The 17,948-nt window shown below is 59.5% G+C and carries 15 protein-coding genes; 13 read left to right on the top strand and 2 right to left on the bottom strand.

Features of this window, described 5'->3' with window-relative positions; genetic code table 11:
• Positions 1–5: 5 nt before the first annotated feature.
• Both tssA and vasI read right to left on the bottom strand, forming a co-directional pair.
• Positions 6–1,460 (bottom strand): type VI secretion system protein TssA, encoded by a 1,455-nt coding sequence (gene tssA / locus HU736_RS02100; protein ID WP_186699678.1) that lies wholly within the window; start codon positions 1,458–1,460, stop codon positions 6–8.
• A complete protein-coding gene (gene vasI, locus HU736_RS02095) occupies positions 1,448–2,038 on the bottom strand; it encodes a type VI secretion system-associated protein VasI (RefSeq protein ID WP_225912960.1) in 591 nt (196 codons plus the stop codon). Before vasI ends, tssA begins: the two co-directional genes overlap by 13 nt.
• A 392-nt stretch (positions 2,039–2,430) precedes the next feature.
• Here vasI and tssB point away from each other — a divergent pair, with 392 nt between their 5' ends.
• The 13 genes from tssB to HU736_RS02030 all read left to right on the top strand — a co-directional run bounded on the left by tssB (position 2,431) and on the right by HU736_RS02030 (position 17,947).
• Entirely contained in the window at positions 2,431–2,937 is a 507-nt protein-coding gene (tssB, locus tag HU736_RS02090) for a type VI secretion system contractile sheath small subunit (RefSeq protein ID WP_103436942.1), read from the top strand.
• 14 nt (positions 2,938–2,951) lie between these two features.
• The gene (tssC, locus tag HU736_RS02085) at positions 2,952–4,442 is read left to right on the top strand and encodes a type VI secretion system contractile sheath large subunit (RefSeq protein WP_186699674.1); all 1,491 of its coding nucleotides are present in this window, start codon (positions 2,952–2,954) and stop codon (positions 4,440–4,442) included.
• Complete coding sequence (tssE, locus tag HU736_RS02080) at positions 4,439–4,849, top strand: type VI secretion system baseplate subunit TssE (RefSeq protein ID WP_186699672.1); 411 nt, start codon at positions 4,439–4,441, stop codon at positions 4,847–4,849. The genes tssC and tssE overlap by 4 nt, the downstream gene beginning before the upstream one ends.
• Before the next feature lie 2 nt (positions 4,850–4,851).
• Positions 4,852–6,618 carry a type VI secretion system baseplate subunit TssF gene (tssF, locus tag HU736_RS02075; RefSeq protein ID WP_186699670.1) on the top strand — a complete coding sequence of 589 codons (1,767 nt, stop codon included), beginning with the start codon at positions 4,852–4,854 and terminating at the stop codon, positions 6,616–6,618.
• Positions 6,582–7,598: a type VI secretion system baseplate subunit TssG gene (gene tssG, locus HU736_RS02070; RefSeq protein WP_186699668.1), complete on the top strand. Its 1,017-nt coding sequence runs from the start codon at positions 6,582–6,584 to the stop codon at positions 7,596–7,598. Before tssF ends, tssG begins: the two co-directional genes overlap by 37 nt.
• Positions 7,595–8,164 (top strand): FHA domain-containing protein, encoded by a 570-nt coding sequence (locus HU736_RS02065; protein WP_186699666.1) that lies wholly within the window; start codon positions 7,595–7,597, stop codon positions 8,162–8,164. Before tssG ends, HU736_RS02065 begins: the two co-directional genes overlap by 4 nt.
• Positions 8,161–8,943, top strand: coding sequence for a type VI secretion system lipoprotein TssJ (tssJ, locus tag HU736_RS02060; protein ID WP_186699664.1), 783 nt, complete (start codon positions 8,161–8,163; stop codon positions 8,941–8,943). The genes HU736_RS02065 and tssJ overlap by 4 nt, the downstream gene beginning before the upstream one ends.
• Before the next feature lie 54 nt (positions 8,944–8,997).
• Entirely contained in the window at positions 8,998–10,335 is a 1,338-nt protein-coding gene (gene tssK / locus HU736_RS02055) for a type VI secretion system baseplate subunit TssK (RefSeq protein WP_186699662.1), read from the top strand.
• A 1-nt stretch (position 10,336) separates the two neighbouring features.
• A complete protein-coding gene (gene icmH / locus HU736_RS02050; protein ID WP_186699660.1) occupies positions 10,337–11,149 on the top strand; it encodes a type IVB secretion system protein IcmH/DotU in 813 nt (270 codons plus the stop codon).
• Positions 11,150–11,282: 133 nt separating this feature from the next.
• A complete protein-coding gene (locus HU736_RS02045) occupies positions 11,283–11,798 on the top strand; it encodes an Hcp family type VI secretion system effector (protein WP_103436934.1) in 516 nt (171 codons plus the stop codon).
• A 74-nt stretch (positions 11,799–11,872) separates the two neighbouring features.
• Complete coding sequence (locus tag HU736_RS02040; protein WP_186699658.1) at positions 11,873–14,038, top strand: type VI secretion system Vgr family protein; 2,166 nt, start codon at positions 11,873–11,875, stop codon at positions 14,036–14,038.
• The gene (locus tag HU736_RS02035) at positions 14,035–14,961 is read left to right on the top strand and encodes a DUF4123 domain-containing protein (RefSeq protein WP_225912959.1); all 927 of its coding nucleotides are present in this window, start codon (positions 14,035–14,037) and stop codon (positions 14,959–14,961) included. Before HU736_RS02040 ends, HU736_RS02035 begins: the two co-directional genes overlap by 4 nt.
• Positions 14,954–17,947 (top strand): T6SS effector BTH_I2691 family protein, encoded by a 2,994-nt coding sequence (locus HU736_RS02030; protein ID WP_186699655.1) that lies wholly within the window; start codon positions 14,954–14,956, stop codon positions 17,945–17,947. Before HU736_RS02035 ends, HU736_RS02030 begins: the two co-directional genes overlap by 8 nt.
• Position 17,948 lies beyond the last annotated feature (1 nt).

Below are 17,948 nucleotides of genomic sequence, written 5' to 3'. Positions count from 1 at the left end.
GGCTCCTAATCCTTGTTCTGGTTGAGCAACGCCGAGGTTGCCGCTACCTGCTGCAGCCGGTTGAACACCTCTGGTTCCCAGGCAGCGGCGCTGGTTTGCTGCATGGTTCGCACCACGCTTGCGCACAGGTCCTGAGCCAACCAAGAGACGCCTTTGGTGGCGAGCAGGTCGGCGGCAATAGCGGTGGTATGGCAACGCTCACGCGGCGAGCGATAGTCTGTTTGCAACGCTTGCAGCTGCAGCAGCACCGGCTCCACCCCTGCCACTTCCAGCTGGCTGACCAGCTCGGCGCGCAGGCTGCTGAATTCTTGCGAAGCCGTTGTCTGCTCTGTCGGGCCATGGCCGCCTTTGAGCCACGCCAGGCACTGCTCATCGATAAAAGCCGTGCCGTCGCTGAAGCACAGCGACTGCAACGCGGGCAGGCGCAGTACGAAACGCGCAGTGGCGCTGCGAATAGCTTCTGCAACCTCACCCATTGCCAGCCGACCGGCGATGCTGGCAGCGAGAAAACTGCCGCGGATCCAGTAGGGCGAAGCCGCTACGCTTTTCTCCACCCGAAGTAGCAGCGCGGGGTCAATTGCAGTTCCGGCGACCGCTTCTTCGTAGCTGATGGCGATGTCAGCCGGAACTACCATCAGCTCGGTGCGCTGGTCCTGCCTTGCAATAGGCGCCAGCTGAATATGAGCCCATAGGCCAAAGCGCCGTAGCTGAAAGCCGGTAGGGTCATAGATATCCTGCTGATTGATGAATTCGGCCATGCTCAACAGAGCGCGGCGGGTCTCGCGCTCATTGCCAAGAGAGATGCCCAGCTTGGCCGGCAAGAACGCTTCGGCCAATGGCGCGGCCTCCCTTGGTGATGGCGCTGGGCTGACCTGCGTCGGCTCGCCGGTACCGCTGGCAAAGTCCACCTGCTTGAGTAGCAAGCGCTGCAGATCATCGACCGCAGCCGCGTCAAGCTGCGCTGACTTGACCTGTTGCTGCAAGCTGGTGAGCGCTCGTTGCGCAGCCGCTGCATTGGCCGGGGTGTAGGTAAATCGATCCAACTGCGAAATCGCATCGGTGAGTCGTTTGATGATCAAAGCGACTGACTTGCGTTTACCCAGGAAGCCCTTGGGTCCGGGCTTGGGGTGCGCAGTTTCCCAGTAGCGCTCCAGCATCCCCGCAAGCAGCTCCAGGGTGAACCCCCAGCGCTCCCAGCAGGCGCTGCGTAGCCAAACGACGCTCAGATGACCAACGATGCGCAAATGTTTGCATTGTTGACTCAAGTACTGGCGCGACGCTTCCTCGATGTAGCACCAGTCGATCGAAGACTCCTGCATGCCGCCCAGTTTGACCATTTCCTGGTCAATCGCCTGATAAGTCTCGTCCTCCACGTCGAACAGACCTGCCGGCGCTGCGGGGTCGATCGGCGCAAGCAGCCGCGCAATTTCTTCCGCCGAGACTGGCGCTACCAACGACATGCTCTGCGCGCCTCCTCGATCAATGGATCCAAGCCCTGGGCATCGAAGCTCAGGCCATTGAGGTCTGCGTGTTCGCTGACAACATGGATGCGCTCGGCACCAATGATCTGCTTGATCTGCTCGATAGCCGGCAAGCCTCGGCCGGCATCCAGCACCTGGCCGTTTTCCATCACCTGCCAGGGTGTAGGAAGGGTCGATCCGCGCTCGCCTTGCAGCTGGACCCTGACCCATCGAGCGTCAATGGGGCGCGAGCTGATCAACTGCAATCTTGAGATGTTCTGCACGCAGCTGATGGCCAGGTAGGGCCGTGGTTCGCCTTCCGCGATTGCCGGAGCCGAGATTACCAGCCGCTTGTGCGCGGCCCCGCCATCATCATGGACGCGAAGGCGGAAGGTCAGGTCATCACCCGCCCGCTCGACCTCGTTGGTCATGACGCTCTGCACGCTGGGGGAGTCCTGCTCGGGCACCGACCAGTTCTGCCTGGCAACCCGCGCCGGAGTTCCAGCAGCCTGGTCAAAGCAGGCCAGACGCTCCAGGTTGGACGTAATGCTCGGGCAATCACGCACAGGATCGGCCAATACCTTGCCTGCATTTATCAGCAGTGAAAAGACAATGCCAGACGCACTCCGAATTAACACCGAATTGAACTCCATTCAATAGGACGCACGCCCAATAGAGCGTAGGAATTTTCTTAAATAACAAGCCTAGCTCCAGAATTTATATGTGAGGATCACTGAGGGAAAGAACACTAATCCAGCGAGAGCAAAACATACAGGCAAATATTTCCTTACACTTTTTAGCTCGACCAAAAAGCCATGTTGCGCGCAAGGTTTTAATAAGCCGGCAGTCGCTCACCGGACAACTAAAAAGCAATATTACACTTATGTAGGATGCTTCCTACATAAATAAAAGAAGTTAACTCTCCAAATGAGAGATTTCCTACAAACATAACAGGAAGTTACGCATTTCTATGGCGAAAAATAACGGTTCCGTCGCTCCCAAAGAGCGCATCAACATCAAATATGTGCCCGCCACCGGCGGCGAGCAGGCCGAAATAGAGCTGCCGCATAAAATGCTGGTCCTAGGCGACTTTGGTCTGGACGACAACCGCACCGTCGAAGACCGCCAGGTCATGGGCATCGACAAGCACACCTTCAATCATGTGCTAAGAGATGCCGATGTCAGCCTGTGCCTGTCGGTGCCGTCGATGCTCAGCGCCGCCACCGATACCGAGTTGGCGGTGCACCTGCAGTTCAATTCGATCAACGACTTCGGACCTGACCAGGTCGCCCGCCAGGTGCCGGAGCTGAACAAGCTGCTGGAACTACGTGAAGCGTTAGTTGCACTTAAAGGCCCACTGGGCAATGTCCCGGCGTTCCGCAAACAACTGCAGCAACTGCTGACCGACGAGCAGGCGCGCAAGCAACTTGCACAAGAGCTGAACCTGGTGCTCGACGCGCCCAAACAAGACCAATAAGACGGAGCCCGCCGATGCCAAGCAAGACCGACACAGCAATTGCTGCCGAACTCACCACTGAAACCCTGGGCACCGTCACATTACTCGATCAGATCATGGCCGAAACAATGCTGGCGCCAACCCAGGAAGGCTATCAAGTCGCCAAACAGGGGGTTGCGGCCTTTATTGCAGAAATCCTCAAAAGCAATGAGCCAGATCAACTAATCAACAAGCACCGGGTTGATCAAATGATCGCCGAAGTTGACCGAGTGCTGAGCAAGCAGATGGATGCGATCCTGCACCAGCCTGAGTTTCAGCAACTGGAGTCCGCCTGGCGTGGCCTGAAGCTTCTGGTCGACCGTACCGACTTTCGCGAGAACATCAAGCTTGAAGTCCTGCACGTTAGCAAGGACGACTTGCTCGATGACTTCGAGAATGCCGCCGATATTACCTGCAGCGGTATCTACAAACATGTTTACACCGCCGGTTACGGCCAATTCGGCGGCGAGCCGATTGCCGCCATGCTCGGCAACTACAGCTTCGGCCCCTCCTCACCGGACATAAAGCTGCTGAGCTATATGGCCTCGGTCGGTGCCATGTCTCACGCGCCGTTCCTGACGGCACCCGCCCCCGAGTTTTTCAACCTGAGCAGCTTTGAAGACCTGCCCAATCTGAAAGAGGTGAAAGACATTTTCGCCGGCCCACGCCATGCCAAGTGGCGCGCCTTCCGCGACAGTGAAGACTCCCGCCATACCGCGCTGGTTGGGCCGCGCTTCATGCTCAGATCCGCTTACCACCACCTGGAGCAACCGACCGACAGCTTCAACTATGACGAGAACATCGACGGCCGCCACGACAACTACCTGTGGGGCAACTCGGCATTCCTGTTGGCCAGCTGCATCAACGACAGCTTTGCCCGCTACCGCTGGTGCCCGAACATCATCGGCCCACAGTCGGGTGGTGCGGTCGAGGACCTGCCGGTGCACCTGTATGAGTCGCTTGGCCAGTTGCAGGCGAAAATTCCTACCGAAGTGCTGATCTCCGATCGCAAGGAATTCGAGCTGGCGGAAGAAGGCTTCATCGCCCTGACCATGCGCAAAGACAGCGACAACGCCGCGTTCTTCTCAGCTAATTCGGTGCAAAAACCAAAGACCTTCGCCAAGACCCCTGAGGGCCTGCAGGCGCAGACAAACTACAAGCTCGGCACGCAACTGCCGTACCTGTTCATCGTCAACCGCCTGGCGCACTACATCAAGGTCCTGCAGCGCGAGCAGATTGGCAGCTGGAAGGAGCGCAGCGACCTCGAGAACCAACTCAACAAGTGGATCAAGCAGTACGTTGCCGATCAGGAAAACCCCTCGGCTGATGTTCGCAGTCGCCGGCCACTGCGCGCCGCAGCGATTGTAGTCTCCGACGTCGCCGGTGATCCGGGCTGGTACCAGGTCTCGGTGGCCGTGCGCCCGCACTTCAAATACATGGGCGCGAACTTCGAGATCTCGCTGGTTGGCCGGCTCGACACGCAGTGACCGGGTTGTTTGACAGGCTGGGAGTGAAGGCCACAGCCAACGTCCAGTCGTCTCGGCGTGAAGCGCGTGGGCGCAAGTTCGAGGTGATCAAGCAACACCTCGAAACCCTGCTCAATTGCCGTGAGGGCTGCTCGCAAAGCAGCCCTGAACTCGGCCTGCGCGACTTCAACGGCCACGACTTGAGCCGCGGTGACTTGCTGCAGCAGGTCAGCGCCGACATCCGCCACACCATTGACCGTTTCGAACCACGGATCGCAGTGCATGTGCTGCAGGCCGTGCCCGATGCACATGCCCCGCTGGAGCTGCACTTTCATCTGGATTGCCAGGTGCAGGTCAACAACCACGCGGAACAACTGCAGATCGAGTTGCTGGTGAGCGGGCACAGCCGTTACACCCGAGTGAAGTGACCATGTCGTTAAAAGACCGTTTCAGCGAAGAGCTGCGCTACCTGCGCGAACTCGGCACCGATTTCGCCCGAGACAACCCGCAGCTCAGCCGATTTCTCGGCAAGGACAGCAGTGACCCGGATGTCGAGCGCCTGCTGGAAGGCTTCGCCTTTCTGACCGCCAAGCTGCGGCTCAAGCTCGAAGACGACATGCCGGAACTGACCCACCCGATGCTGCAGCTGTTGTGGCCTAACTACCTGCGGCCATTGCCCAGCGCCACCATTGTGCAATTTACCCCGCAGCCGCAATCGCTGACCCAGTCACAAAGGGTAGCCAAGGGTGCGAGGCTTTTTTCCAGAGAGGTAGATGGGGTCGCCTGCGAATTTCGCACCTGCACCGAGGTACAACTACACCCCTTCGCCATCAACGACGTCGACGCGACCCAGACCCTGGACAACTCCAGCGTGCGTATCGACCTGCAGACATTGGTTGATCGCCCGCTGAACACGCTCGACTGCGAACGCCTGGACTTTCATCTGAGCGGCGAGGATCGCTGCGCGCAGACCCTTTACCTGTGGTTGGCGCAGTACCTCAAACATATCAGCGTGAGTATCGATGGCGAAGTGCGCCGCCTGCCGGCCAGCAGCATCGTGTTCCCTGGTTTCAGCCCTGATGAAGCGCTGCTGCCCTATCCGCAAAATGTGTTCGACGGCTATCGCATCCTGCAGGAGTACTTCGTCTGCCCGCAGCGCTTCCACTTTTTCAGCCTGACGGGGCTCGCCAAGCTCTGGCCTGGCCACAGCAGCAAACGTGTACGGCTGGAGTTTCACTTTACCCGCCAGCTGCCCAGCTCGATCCGTGTGGGCAAAGACGACTTCGGCCTGTTCTGCACCCCTGCAGTCAACCTGTTCAAGCACAGCGCCGAGCCTATCGACTTGTCGGGGCGCGACGCCCAGGTAGAACTGCAACCCAACGGCAATCGCGCCGACGCCTACGAGATTTTCAGCGTCGACCGGGTCGTCAGCACGCGCACCACGGGCGAAGGTACGCCGGGTGAGACGCTGCGCACGTTCCGGCCCTTCGAATCATTTGCCCACGAGATCGAGCACGTGCAAGGGCGCACGGCGCTCTATTACCACTGCGAAATCGAGAACTCGCTGCGCGGCAATGGCGTGATTCAGCGCATCGCTTTTGTACGCGGGGATGCCACCGCCTACATCGAACAACTCGAAACCGCCTCGATCGATCTCACCTGCACCAATCGAGACCTGCCGCTGGCACTGGGGATCGGCGACATTGATGTGATCACCGAGATCACGCCACCGCTGGCCAGCTACCGCAACATCTGCCGACCTACCCGCCCCTATCGACCGGTGCTGGACGGCGACCTGCAATGGGCATTGATCTCCAACCTCTCGCTCAACTACCTGTCGTTGCTATCGGCCGAACCGCTCAAGGCAGTCATCGGCGCCTACGACTTCGCCGCCTTGCATGACATCCAGCAAGCGCGCGCCACGCGCAAGCGCCTGGACGGTATATGCGATGTGCAGACGGCGCCGCTGGACTGGCTGATCAAAGGCCAGCCGATCCGCGGGCTGCGCACCCAACTCAAGCTGAACCAGGACGCCTTCTCCTGCGAGGGCGACCTGTACCTGTTCAGTTGTGTGCTCTCTCAGTTCTTCGCCCTGTACGCCAGCATCAATTCCTTCCACCAGTTGGAAGTGATCAATACCACCAACAATGAGCACTACACATGGCCACTGCTGACCGGCAGACAACCGCTGATCTAGCCGAAGCTCTGCTCGCCCAGGCGCACCAGTACAACTTTTTCCAGTTGCTGGAGCGTTTGCACGGCCTGCACGGCGACGACCTCGAGCCGCGCTGGCCAGACGAAGCGACACGGCTGCGGGTGAGGCTTGGCTGCGATCCGCGGTTGACCTTTCCCCTGTCAGACGTATTCAAGGCAGAGCGATTTTCCGATCAGGCCGAGCGCTACAGCGTCTGTACCACCTTTATGGGCCTGCACGGTACTGACTCGCCACTGCCAACCTATTACCTCGAGCAGATTGCCTACGACCATGCCCACGACATCGGCGTGCGCCCGGCCTTCTTCGACTTTTTCAATCATTACCTGCTCAGCCTGCTGCACCGTATCTGGCGCAAGTACCGCTATTACATTCGCTTCCAGGCGGGCGCCACTGACGGCTTTTCGCAGTATGTCTTCGCCTTGATTGGCCTGGACAACAAGCAGTTGCGTGGCGATACCGAGCTGCCGTGGAGTCGCCTGCTCAGCTTTGCTGGCGTAATCGCCAGCCGCAGCCGTGCGCCCGGGACCGTAGCAGGCATCATCGCCCACTGCTTCGACTTGAGCAGTGTGCAGATCCGTGAATTCGAGAGCCGGTCGGTGCCTACCGCTATCAGGCAGACGGTCAGCCTTGGCCGGGCCAACGGTTGCCTGGGCAGTACCTTCATGGTCGGTAACCGTACTCGCACCCGCAGCAGCAAGTTCACCATCCTGATCAGCGACCTCGACCAGGCCCAGCTGCGCCAGTTGCTGCCAAGTGGAGTCAATTTCGGTCGCCTGCGCGCCTTGATCGACTTTCTCCTGCGCGACGGCCTGGCCTACGACCTTGAGCTGCGGCTGAAACAGCACGCGCTGTCTCCGTTCTGCCTACACCGCAGCCAGGGTGCGCACCTGGGCTGGACCAGTTTCGTCGATGACAAGCATGGCAAAAGCAGCCCAGTGGTCCGCATCAGGGGGCGCGCATGAACACCCTGGACCTGGTAATCGGCAATATCGACCGGCTCGAACACGGCGTAATCGCCCGCCATCGATTCGATCGTAACGGCGGCAGCATCGGCAGCGGACCAGCCGACTGGCTGCTATGGGACCGCGCACAGCGTATCCAGCCGCTGCACTGCGAAATTCGCTGGATCGAGGGCAGCTTCTGCGCCGTCGACCTGTGCAACCAGACCTACCTCAATGAGACCCCGCGAAGCCTCGGCGAGCGCTCACCCGTGCGCCTGCAACAAGGCGACCGGCTGCACATCGGCAGCTATCGCGTCCATGTGTATTGCCAGCAGCACCCAGCCGATGAGCAGTCCCTCGAGGAGCTGTTCGCACCTGGCCAGCGACTGCTCGACGCCCTGATCGCCGACGCTCCGGCGGATCCTTGGCAGATCGAAGTTTCAGCGCAACAAGGCACCGTCGATATCTACACCGCGTTCGACCGGCCGCTCGGCCATGACCCCCTGGCCGCGCTGGACGCGTTGCTGGATACACCGCCAGCAAACGCCGACGCGTTACAGCGCCTTATCGCCGGAGAGCAAGCATGAAACGCCATTCGCCCATCACCATTCTGTTGCTGGCACTGCTTGGCCTGGCCGGATGCACCTCATTGAGCAGAATGAGCCAGGTGGCGCTGGATCACTCATTGCCGATCGGACCGCCTGAGGATCATCCCACTCAGGTCGCCTTCAGCATCAACGCCAGCCCTACCCTCAACGGCAACCCCAACAGCGCACCCACTTACGCCGAGCAGGAAAGCGCGCTTCCACCAAGCCCCTATGCCATCAGCCTGACCGCGCAGGATCCGCAGGCGCTGGTGGAAAAAGTCGGCAGCTTGTTCGACTACCTTCAGCAGCAATATCCGCAAGCGCTAAGCGAGCAAAGCCAGAGTGGCAGCCTGGCCTTTGCGGCTGACGACAGCACTCTCGGCAGCTATGACGACCCGGCAGTAGTGCTGACCTTGCCCAGAGCCACCGAGGTAACGGCTGAACCGATTGCCACGCCTATTGCGATCAAGATTCTGCAGCTGCGCGATGACTCGCTGCTGCGCAACAGCGTGTATCAGCTGCTGGATGAAGACCCGGCCAAGGTGCTGCGCAGCACCTATATACGCGATGACGACTACGTGCTCGCGCCAGGGCAGTTCAAGTTCATACCTTTCGAACCGATTCACGCCGACACCCGCTTTATCGCCGTGATCGGCGACTACCGCGAGCAGAACGACGCGACCTGGGGGCAGGTACTGCGCATCACCCCACGGGGTCGTCAGGTCGTGCTCTCGGTGCTGCTCAATGACACGCAGATCGTGCTCAAGGAGGAAGACTGATTAGTCTCTCCTGCACCTGCGCCCTGCCTTTTAACTTCTCGATCCGGAGCACCCATGAGCTCACGTAATCCCGTTCTCTGGCCCGAAGGGCTGTTCGTCAAACCGCAGCACTTCCAGCAGGCAGCACGCGCCAGCGAGGCTGCGTTTCATCAGCGCCTGAGCAGCCTGAACCCCGGTTTTTTTGGCTTCAGCGAACTGCAGCTCAACGATGAATACCTGAGCCTGGGCAAGGTGGCCATCACCCGAGCCCGCGGCATCATGCCGGACGGGACAGTGTTCGATATCCCCGCTGACCTGCCACCGCCGCCACCGCTGGAAATCGACGACGACGCATCGCAAAACGGCGAGATCTACCTGTGCCTGCCGCTGCGCACCGAAGGTGGCCGCGAAGTGAGCTGGCCCGACGATGCCGCCAACTTTCGGTACACCGCGCACGCCGAGGAAATCAAAGACACCCACACCGCAGATGGTGATCTGGTCCAGGTCGAGCTAGCAGTGCCCAATCTGCAGATCAAGCGCAACAGCGAGGACCGCAACGGCTATAGCCGCCTGGCCTTGGCGCGGATTCTCGAGAAAAGCCCGAACGGCGCATTGAAACTGGACGAGAATTTCTATCCGATCTGCGTTTCGGTACGTGCGGTGCCGGCACTGCAACGGTATTTAGACGAGATCAGCAACACCCTGCGTGAACGCGCCCGCAATCTCGCGGCACGGATCGGCGCAGGCGGCCAGTCGGGTATCGCCGACATTCGCGATTTCAATCTGCTGCAAGCCATGAACCGCTGGTGGCCGTGCTTCCAGCATCTGTCACGCCAGCAGCATGTCCACCCCGAGCAGCTTTACCTGAGCATGAGCCAGGCCTGTGGCGAGCTGGTGACCTTTACCGACGAAAGCAGGCTGCCGCAAGACTACCCGGCGTATCAGCACAGCGCCCTGCGGCCATCGTTCAAGCTGCTGGAAGATACCCTGCGTCGGGTTCTGAGCACGGTGCTGCAACCCCGCGCCATCTCCCTGCCGCTACATGCCCATGAATATGGTGTGCTGACAACAACCCTGGATGATCGGCGCCTGATCGACCAGGCCGAGTTCATTCTGGCGGTCCGCGCCAGCCTGCCGCCAGAAACCCTGCGCCAGCAGTTCATCCAGAAAGCCAAGGTCACCTCGCTGGAAGCACTCAACGACCTGGTGCCGCTGCAACTGCCGGGTATCCCGCTGCTACCGCTGCCGGTGGCCCCTCGCGACCTACCCTTCCATGCCGGTTTCTGCTACTTCGAACTGGACCGGCGTAACGCAGCGTGGGCGACCATGCAGGAAAGCAACGGCTTTGGTTTTCACATAGCCGGTGAGTTCCCGGGCCTGGAGATGCAATTTTGGGCGATCAGGAGCGAATGAGATGACCTTTGGCGATGCGAAGCTCGGTACAGCACCTGATGCTGAACACACCAACCCAGTGCCTGTAGAACAGCCTGACACTGCCGCTGTCAGCAAGCATTACGCAGCCGATCCAGCATTTCAGCTGCGTGGAGGCTTCGCCAATCCCATGGTCGACGCAGCGATGCCGCTGCTGGGCCTGGTGATGCGTCTGCGCAGTGTGGACCAGATGGACAACATCGATGAAGTCCACACCCAGGTGCAGACGCAAGTCAGCAATATCCTCGAGGAGATGCGCCAGCACGCCTACGAGCCCGCCCATCTGCTGGCCTACTCCTACGCGCTGTGCCTGCATCTGGACGAAGCCGTGATGAGCCGGTCGTGGGGCAAGAAGTGCCGCTGGAGCCACGAGCCACTGCTGAGCATCTTCCACCACGAGACCTGGGGCGGCGAGAAGTTCTTCACCGTGCTGTCGCGGATGATGCAGGAACCCAAGCGCTACCAACACGTGCTCGAGTTCATGTACCTGTGCCTGTGCCTTGGCCTCAAGGGCAAGTACGCCATCGCGCCCAAGGGCGACGACGCCCTGCAGACGCTGATCAACAAACTCTACAGCGCCATCCGCGAACTGCGCGGGCCTGTGCCTGAGCAGCTTTGCCAGCCGCTGAGCAACGTCGCCCCACGCAATTACCGCATGAACCGGCAATGGCCATGGTGGAGCCCGCTACTGCTGTGCTCGACCGTGATGGCTGCGGTTTATGGGCTGTACAGCTACCGCTTGCACGTGATCACCAACGAGGTGCTCAACTCGCTCGGCGGGATCCTGCAGCAATAGCCCAAGCCAATCGAACCCAACCGACTCAATCCGTTTAGCGAAGCCTCGGTTTCGTTAGCAAGCCCATCGCTTCCGATGGCCACGTCCCCTCAGGAAGACGTGTTTTATCCACATGGATGCAGGAGATTCTGCCATGCCAACACCCGCTTACATCAAGATCGAAGGCCAGACCCAAGGCAACATCACCGCCGGTGCCTTTACCTCCGACTCGGTCGGCAATGTCTACGTCGAGGGCCACGAAGACGAAATCCTGGTGCAGGAAATCAAGCACCAGGTGACCGTGCCGACCGACCCGCAAAGCGGCCAGCCGTCCGGCCAGCGTGTGCACAAACCGTTCATGTTCACCAGTTCGCTGAACAAGGCCACGCCACTGATGTACCAGGCACTGGCCAGCGGCGAGATGCTGCCCACCGTCGAAGTCAACTGGTACCGCACCTCGGTCGAGGGCAAGCAGGAGCACTTCTTCACCACCAAGCTCGAGGACGCGACGATCGTCAACATCAACACCGTCATGCCTCACGCCCAAGACAAGGAGAACGCCGACTTCACCCAGCTGATCGAGGTCTCGATGGCGTATCGCAAGATCACCTGGACCCATACCACTGCCGGCACCGAAGGTGCCGACGACTGGCGCAAGCCGATCGTCTGACCTAGCTGCATTGCCCCAGCCCAGCGCGCCTGGACTGGGGCATCACCCCCTCGGACGGCAGACAAGGATTTCATATGGCTAGCCAATCTGATCTGCGCTACAGCTTCCAGCCACTGCTCGCGGGTGGCGCCAGCTTCGAAGTGGTCTCGTTCACCCTCGACGAAGCCTTGAGCACGCCCTTCGCTCTTCACCTGGAACTGATCAGCTTCAGTCATGACGTCGACTTCGGCAAATTGCTCGACAAACCCGTGTTGTTCACCGTCTGGCGCGGCCAGCAGCCGGTGCGCTACGTGCACGGATTGGTCAGCAGCTTCAGCCAGGACGAAAGTGGCTTTCACCGGACCCGCTATCGAGCCCTGGTCGAACCGCAACTGGCCCGCGCGCGGTTACGCTCGAACTGGCGCATCTTCCAGCAAAAAACCGTGCCGCAAATTCTGCAACTGATGCTCCAGCGACAAGGCATCACCCAGTTCGACATCGGCACCAGCTTTGATCATCAGGTGCGTGAATTCTGTGTTCAGGCCGGCGAGAGCGACCTTGATTTCATCGCTCGCCTGGCCGCAGAAGAAGGCTTCGTCTACAGCTTCGAACACAGCGCCAAGCAGCACAAACTGCTGCTCACGGACCGCCTGTTATCGCTCGGTTTGATTAGCCGTGGTGCGATCAAGCACGAAGACGCTGACGCTCGCTACACCGCGCCGGAACCGCTCGCTGCCGACACTGTGCTGTACCAACCCAGCGGCGGTGGCGACCAGGCGATACCCTGCTTGCGCCGGTTCAGCTATAGCGAACAAGTACGCACTGCACGCCAGGTGCAGCGTGACTACTCCTTCACCAATCCGGCCTATCGCCAGCAGCACTCGGCAGCCAGCAAAGCCGGGCATCAGTCCAGCGACTACGAGTGCTTCGACTACCCCGGCCGCTACAAGCGCGATGTGGCTGGCAAGCCCTTCACGCAAACCCGCATGACCGGCCTGCGCCACGACGCCTGCCTGGCAGAGGTCAACGGCGACGATGTGCGCCTGCAGCCGGGCCTGTGCTTCAAACTGATCGAACACGAGCGCCAGGACCTCAACGTTCACTGGCGGGTGATCAGCATTCACCACGAGGGCAAGCAGTTCACCTGCCTGCAGGAAGAAGCCGCCGAAGCCGAGCACGGCACTCACTACCAACAGAGCGCGGTGCTGGTTCCAGGCATGAGTGAGTGGCGACCCAAACCCCTGCAGCGGCCCCGCGTCGACGGCCCGCACATGGCCACCGTGGTTGGCCCGCCGGGCGAAGAGATCTATTGCGATGAATGGGGCCGGGTCAAGGTCAGCTTCCCCTGGGACCGAGAAAGCCGCGACAACGAGTTCAGCTCCTGCTGGGTGCGTGTGTCGCAGGGCTGGGCCGGTGGCAGCTGGGGCTCGATGGCCATCCCGCGGATCGGCCAGGACGTGATCATCCAGTACGTCAACGGTGACCCTGACCAGCCGATGATCACCGGCCGCACCTACTGCGGCAACCAACTGCCGCCCTATGACCTGCCACAACACAAGACGCGCATGACCATCAAGAGTCAGACCCACAAAGGGCCGGGCTTCAACGAGCTGCGCTTCGAGGACGAACTGGGCCGGCAGGAGGTATTCATTCATGCCGAGAAAGACCAGAACAACATCGTCAAGCACGACGAAACCACCTTCGTTGGCAACGACCGTGAAGAGCAGGTCGAACACGACGAGACCATCAGTATCGGCCACGACCGCCGCGAAACCGTAGGCAACGATGAACAGCTCTCGATCGGCCAGGACGCGTTCGTCACCATCGGCCGCAACCAGACGATCAAGATCGGCAAAGACCGTGTCGAGTCAATCGGCAACCACCGCCATGATGAAATTACCGTCAACCATCACACCCGTATTGGCGGCAATCAGGAGGTGCAGGTCGAAGGTCATGCAGAACTGTTGGCGAAAGCGGAGATTCGCCGTCGCACCGCTGTGTATGACCTGCAGGCAGCTGATGCCGTGGTGATCAAGGGCCCGGGCGGATCGATCCGCATCGACAACAACGGCATCACTCTGGACACGCCGACTATCCGCATCAATGGCCAACTGCTGAAAACGCCACAAGGCGCAGGCAACTCGTTCTCGATCGCCAGCGCGCCCCTCAGCGGCGAACCCCTGGATAACAGCTGCGGACGCCAACCTGACGGCAGCTGTTCGCTGCCCGACTGCAGGTGCCTGGGGGGCAGAAGCTCATGACTGTCTTCCCCTCCCGATACGTAGCCGAAGGGCCACCGACCAGCGAGCACTTTCGCTACCTGCTGCTGATGACCAACACACTTGAGGACCTGGCTTATCGCCCGGCTGCTCAGGATTCCCGGTTTCTGCCCGCCTACGCCCCGTCGGTGCTGGAGCTGGTCGACGAGGTGACCAATCGCCCCCCGCACACGTGGATATGGAAGCGCACGGCGCTGGACGATGAGCACGAGTTTGGGCCGCTACTGGTCGACATTTCCCAGGCACCCGAGTTGCTGGAGCACGCCGTTGCCGAATGGATGCCGGTCGACGCGGCCATCGCGATCGACTCAGACCTGCCCCTCGTCGAACTTGCTGACCACTTCAGCAGCATGATCCAGTTCGGCATTCGCGGCGCGGAAATCAACAACCACTCGCTTGATCCCAACCACCTCGACGCCTGGCTGGATGCATTGGCGCCAGATAACCGCGAGGCCTGGCTAGGGCCGATGGCTCGCTTGGGCTGGCGGATCAACTGGGGCCCCGCCTTCGAATGGCGACAGCTTGAACGCAGCCCGACAGTTGCGCGGCTCAGAGTCGAGCCGATGTTGATGCTGGAACAGGCTGAAGTGCACAAGCTGGCGTGGGGCCTGCACGACCATTTTGTCCTCAGCCTCGCCCACAAGATCATCGCCATGCCGCAGTACACCACGCGCAGCCTCAGTGAAATAAGGCCGTGGATCGAGGCGCTGCTGCCGCAACTCAGAGACCTCAATTTCGCCAACGAAACGGTGGCAGGCCAGTTTGTCCTGCTTGTGGCTGCGCACATGTGGCTGATGAGCAATCAACAGGCAACCGCTATTTACACCAACCTCGAAGAGTCACCCGAAGCCCGCCTTCGGCAGATGCAGGCGCTGGTCCTGAACAAGGAGCCCCACCATGACTGACCCCGCTGTCACCCGTGCGTCCTCAGGCCCTACCTGCAGCGGCCGCGTGCCCATCCTGCCGGTGCGTTACGCCATCGTCCCGCGGCCCGCCGATGCGCCAGCATGTCGCTATGCGGAGTCCGGTTTCAACCTCGAACAAGGCTTTACCCCGCTGCAGCACTCCGCCTACACCCTGCGTGCTCTGCGCCCGGGCTATGTGTATGTGTTCATGAAGGGGACGAAACGCGAAAAGCTGGTCATCCACGAATACGACGGCGACGGCCACTATCAGGAACTGCGCTATCGCGGCCTCGATTGCTACCACCGTCGTAACCGCTATATGGGCAGCCGTACCTTGGGCTGGGTTTGGGCCGACACCAGTGCCGAAGCCGGCAAAGAAGTCTGGATCGCTTACAGCCCGCACCTATGGACCAACGCCATGACCGCCCGCATCTGCCAATCTGCGGCCCTGCGCCAGCGGCATATGCGTTTGCTGGACACCGCTGAACTGGTCGCCGGCAGCAAGCAGCCCTCGACTCAGCCGCACGTACTGCCCGTCAGCGCGCTGAAGGAATGGGTAGAAGACTTCAAGCCCGAAGACCGGCGCATGTCGTTGACCTGGAGCAGCCACCCGATAAAGGAAACCCTGCCGATGGGCACCCTCGGCGCAATGCTCCGCCAGTACCCATATACCCAGCCGAAGATTCCGGCGGTGGTTGCGCTCAATGACGCAGAAGGCATGGCCCTGGACCTGAGCCTGTCGGTTTCGGCCTATCAGCACCAAATGCGCGACCTGATTCCGTCCGAGCAACTGTACCCCCATGAGCCTGAGCCGAATTCCGAGCAGGCCTGCGTGCCCAAGTGCTTTCGGTTGGATACCGAACGCCTGAGCCCACAGAGCCGCGACTTCCACCACCGCAACCTGGTGGCGATGCTGCTCGACAAGACGCTGGTCAGCATGTATCCAGCAAAACCTCGACGCTCAATAGATGCAGCAGCGCGCGCGCTGAGCATGCCAGATGGCCGCCCCTGGCCAACTCCCGCTGAAGCACGCTACCGCGCGCTGACCCACAAGTCCTATTCGGAGCACGGCGCACGGCTCGGCTTGCGGATTGATACGGACAAGTACCATAAATTTCTGGCCGAGCGCGATGAGCTGGAAAAGCGTATTACCGTGCTGCGCAAACAAGCCCTGCAAGCCAGCAACGACCACGACATCTGGCTCGGCACAGCTGAAAAACAGCACATTGAAGACCCCACCAGCCTCGCCGCAGCACTGGCCAGTTACGACCGCGATAACCTCACCTCCGCCCGTGGCCTGGAGATGTCCCTCGCCCTGCTGATCCACCCCATGGGCCAACCCGCGCTCGGCACGGAGGACGAAGATCGGCGCTTCAAGCGATTGGAACAGTGGCTCGACCAACATGACAGCCCGCTGTATGTGGCGCTGGCGCCGTTTAATCCGTTCAAGGACAAAGCTGACTCTGTCGGGAGCTTGTTAGGGGGCAGTGACAATGTAATCCAAGGACTGGCAGGGCGTTTCCCGGCGATGGCCAGTATTACTGACCTGACTGCACAGTCGGTCATGACCACAGTACTCAAGCGCATGGACGGCAAGACCCGCTGGGACGCCAGTAACAACCTTCGCAAACAGGTGCTCCTGGCGGCGTCCGAGGCTAACGCTGAGAAAGCGTTGGGACTGCTAGCAGCCCGGTATCAAATTACCGACCAGTTCCTTAAGGAAAGTCCATTCAGCCAGGAAGTAGAGCGATATCTTAAAAGTGGGATGGCTGAGGTAGAAGAAGTAAAGAATTTGCGCATCACGGGCAACCGGGTGGTGACATTGGAAATGACAGTAGAAAATAGGTTGAAGCCGACGTTTTCCGGGCTGGCTCTGAACGGCGTAAGCACGGGCTTAAATTCCGGAATGTTATTGTTCAACATAATCAGCCTTAACTCCGCTTACAAAAGCGTTCAAAAAAATGATGCACCTGAATACACAGCAGCGCTCGCCAGTTCTATTCTTGGGCTGATAGCGACCACAGCAGCGACATTGACAACCGCAAGAGCAGTTTACAAATCGCTGATGCTTAAATTTGGATATACAGCTCCTGGCCTACTTTTTGGTAATGGTCTCGCAAGGTTTTTAGGAAGCAACTTGTTTGCTCGAGCCTCTGGGTATCCAGCCATAATCACCAGCTTTTATTCCGACTACCAGAAGTCCATCAGGCAAGATTCAAATGGTGACCATACAGCATCAACATATACTTTTTTCGGTGGAGCCGGCACTGCAATCGGGTCGATACTTATGCTGGAAGGTAGTTTAGCAATCGCGGGACCAACCGTAATAATTCCATTCTTCGGGGTGGCGGCAGCTGGCGTCGTTCTGCTCGGAGCAGCAATTTTAGCTGGCGGCCTCTACCTTCATGCAAAATCAGCCGAACGAATCCACAATCCCATTGAGCTTTGGGCAGCCAGATGCGTTTTTGGAAACAGACGCAATGACGGCGAGATAAGAAAAGGCGTAACGCTAGATGTTGAAAAAAAATTACCCACTTACAACAATCTAGCCGAGGAAATAAGATCTTGGCATCTCGCCTCCTACTCGCCAGCCTTATTATCCTCACATGATGCCGAGCGCTTCGGCCTGAAGGGTCTAGACAGTAGAATTTCAGACAATAACACATGGGCATCGCCTAACTGGACAGCAATAGTTTACAACGAAGTTGAGCAAAGCAAAGCCACCGTCGAATTTACTGTGTTGCTTCGCGGCTTTGTTCTTGGCGTTAGCAGCTGGACCGCAGAGCTTTATCTATTTACACCTGACAACGAGCCTCTAATGACTTACACCATTCCTCGATGCCACCTTGTGCCCGAAGGTTTAGTACTCCATTTCAAAACACAAATTCACCAAAATAAACTGGCCAAATTAAATATCAGCTATCTACCTAAGGTCGGACTGGATGAACATGCTGAGTCCTCAACCACGCTTACACTAGGGGACTGAG

This window comes from Pseudomonas shirazensis (assembly GCF_014268785.2).
Lineage (GTDB): Bacteria > Pseudomonadota > Gammaproteobacteria > Pseudomonadales > Pseudomonadaceae > Aquipseudomonas > Aquipseudomonas shirazensis.
This window is presented reverse-complemented; position numbering and strand designations above follow the sequence as displayed.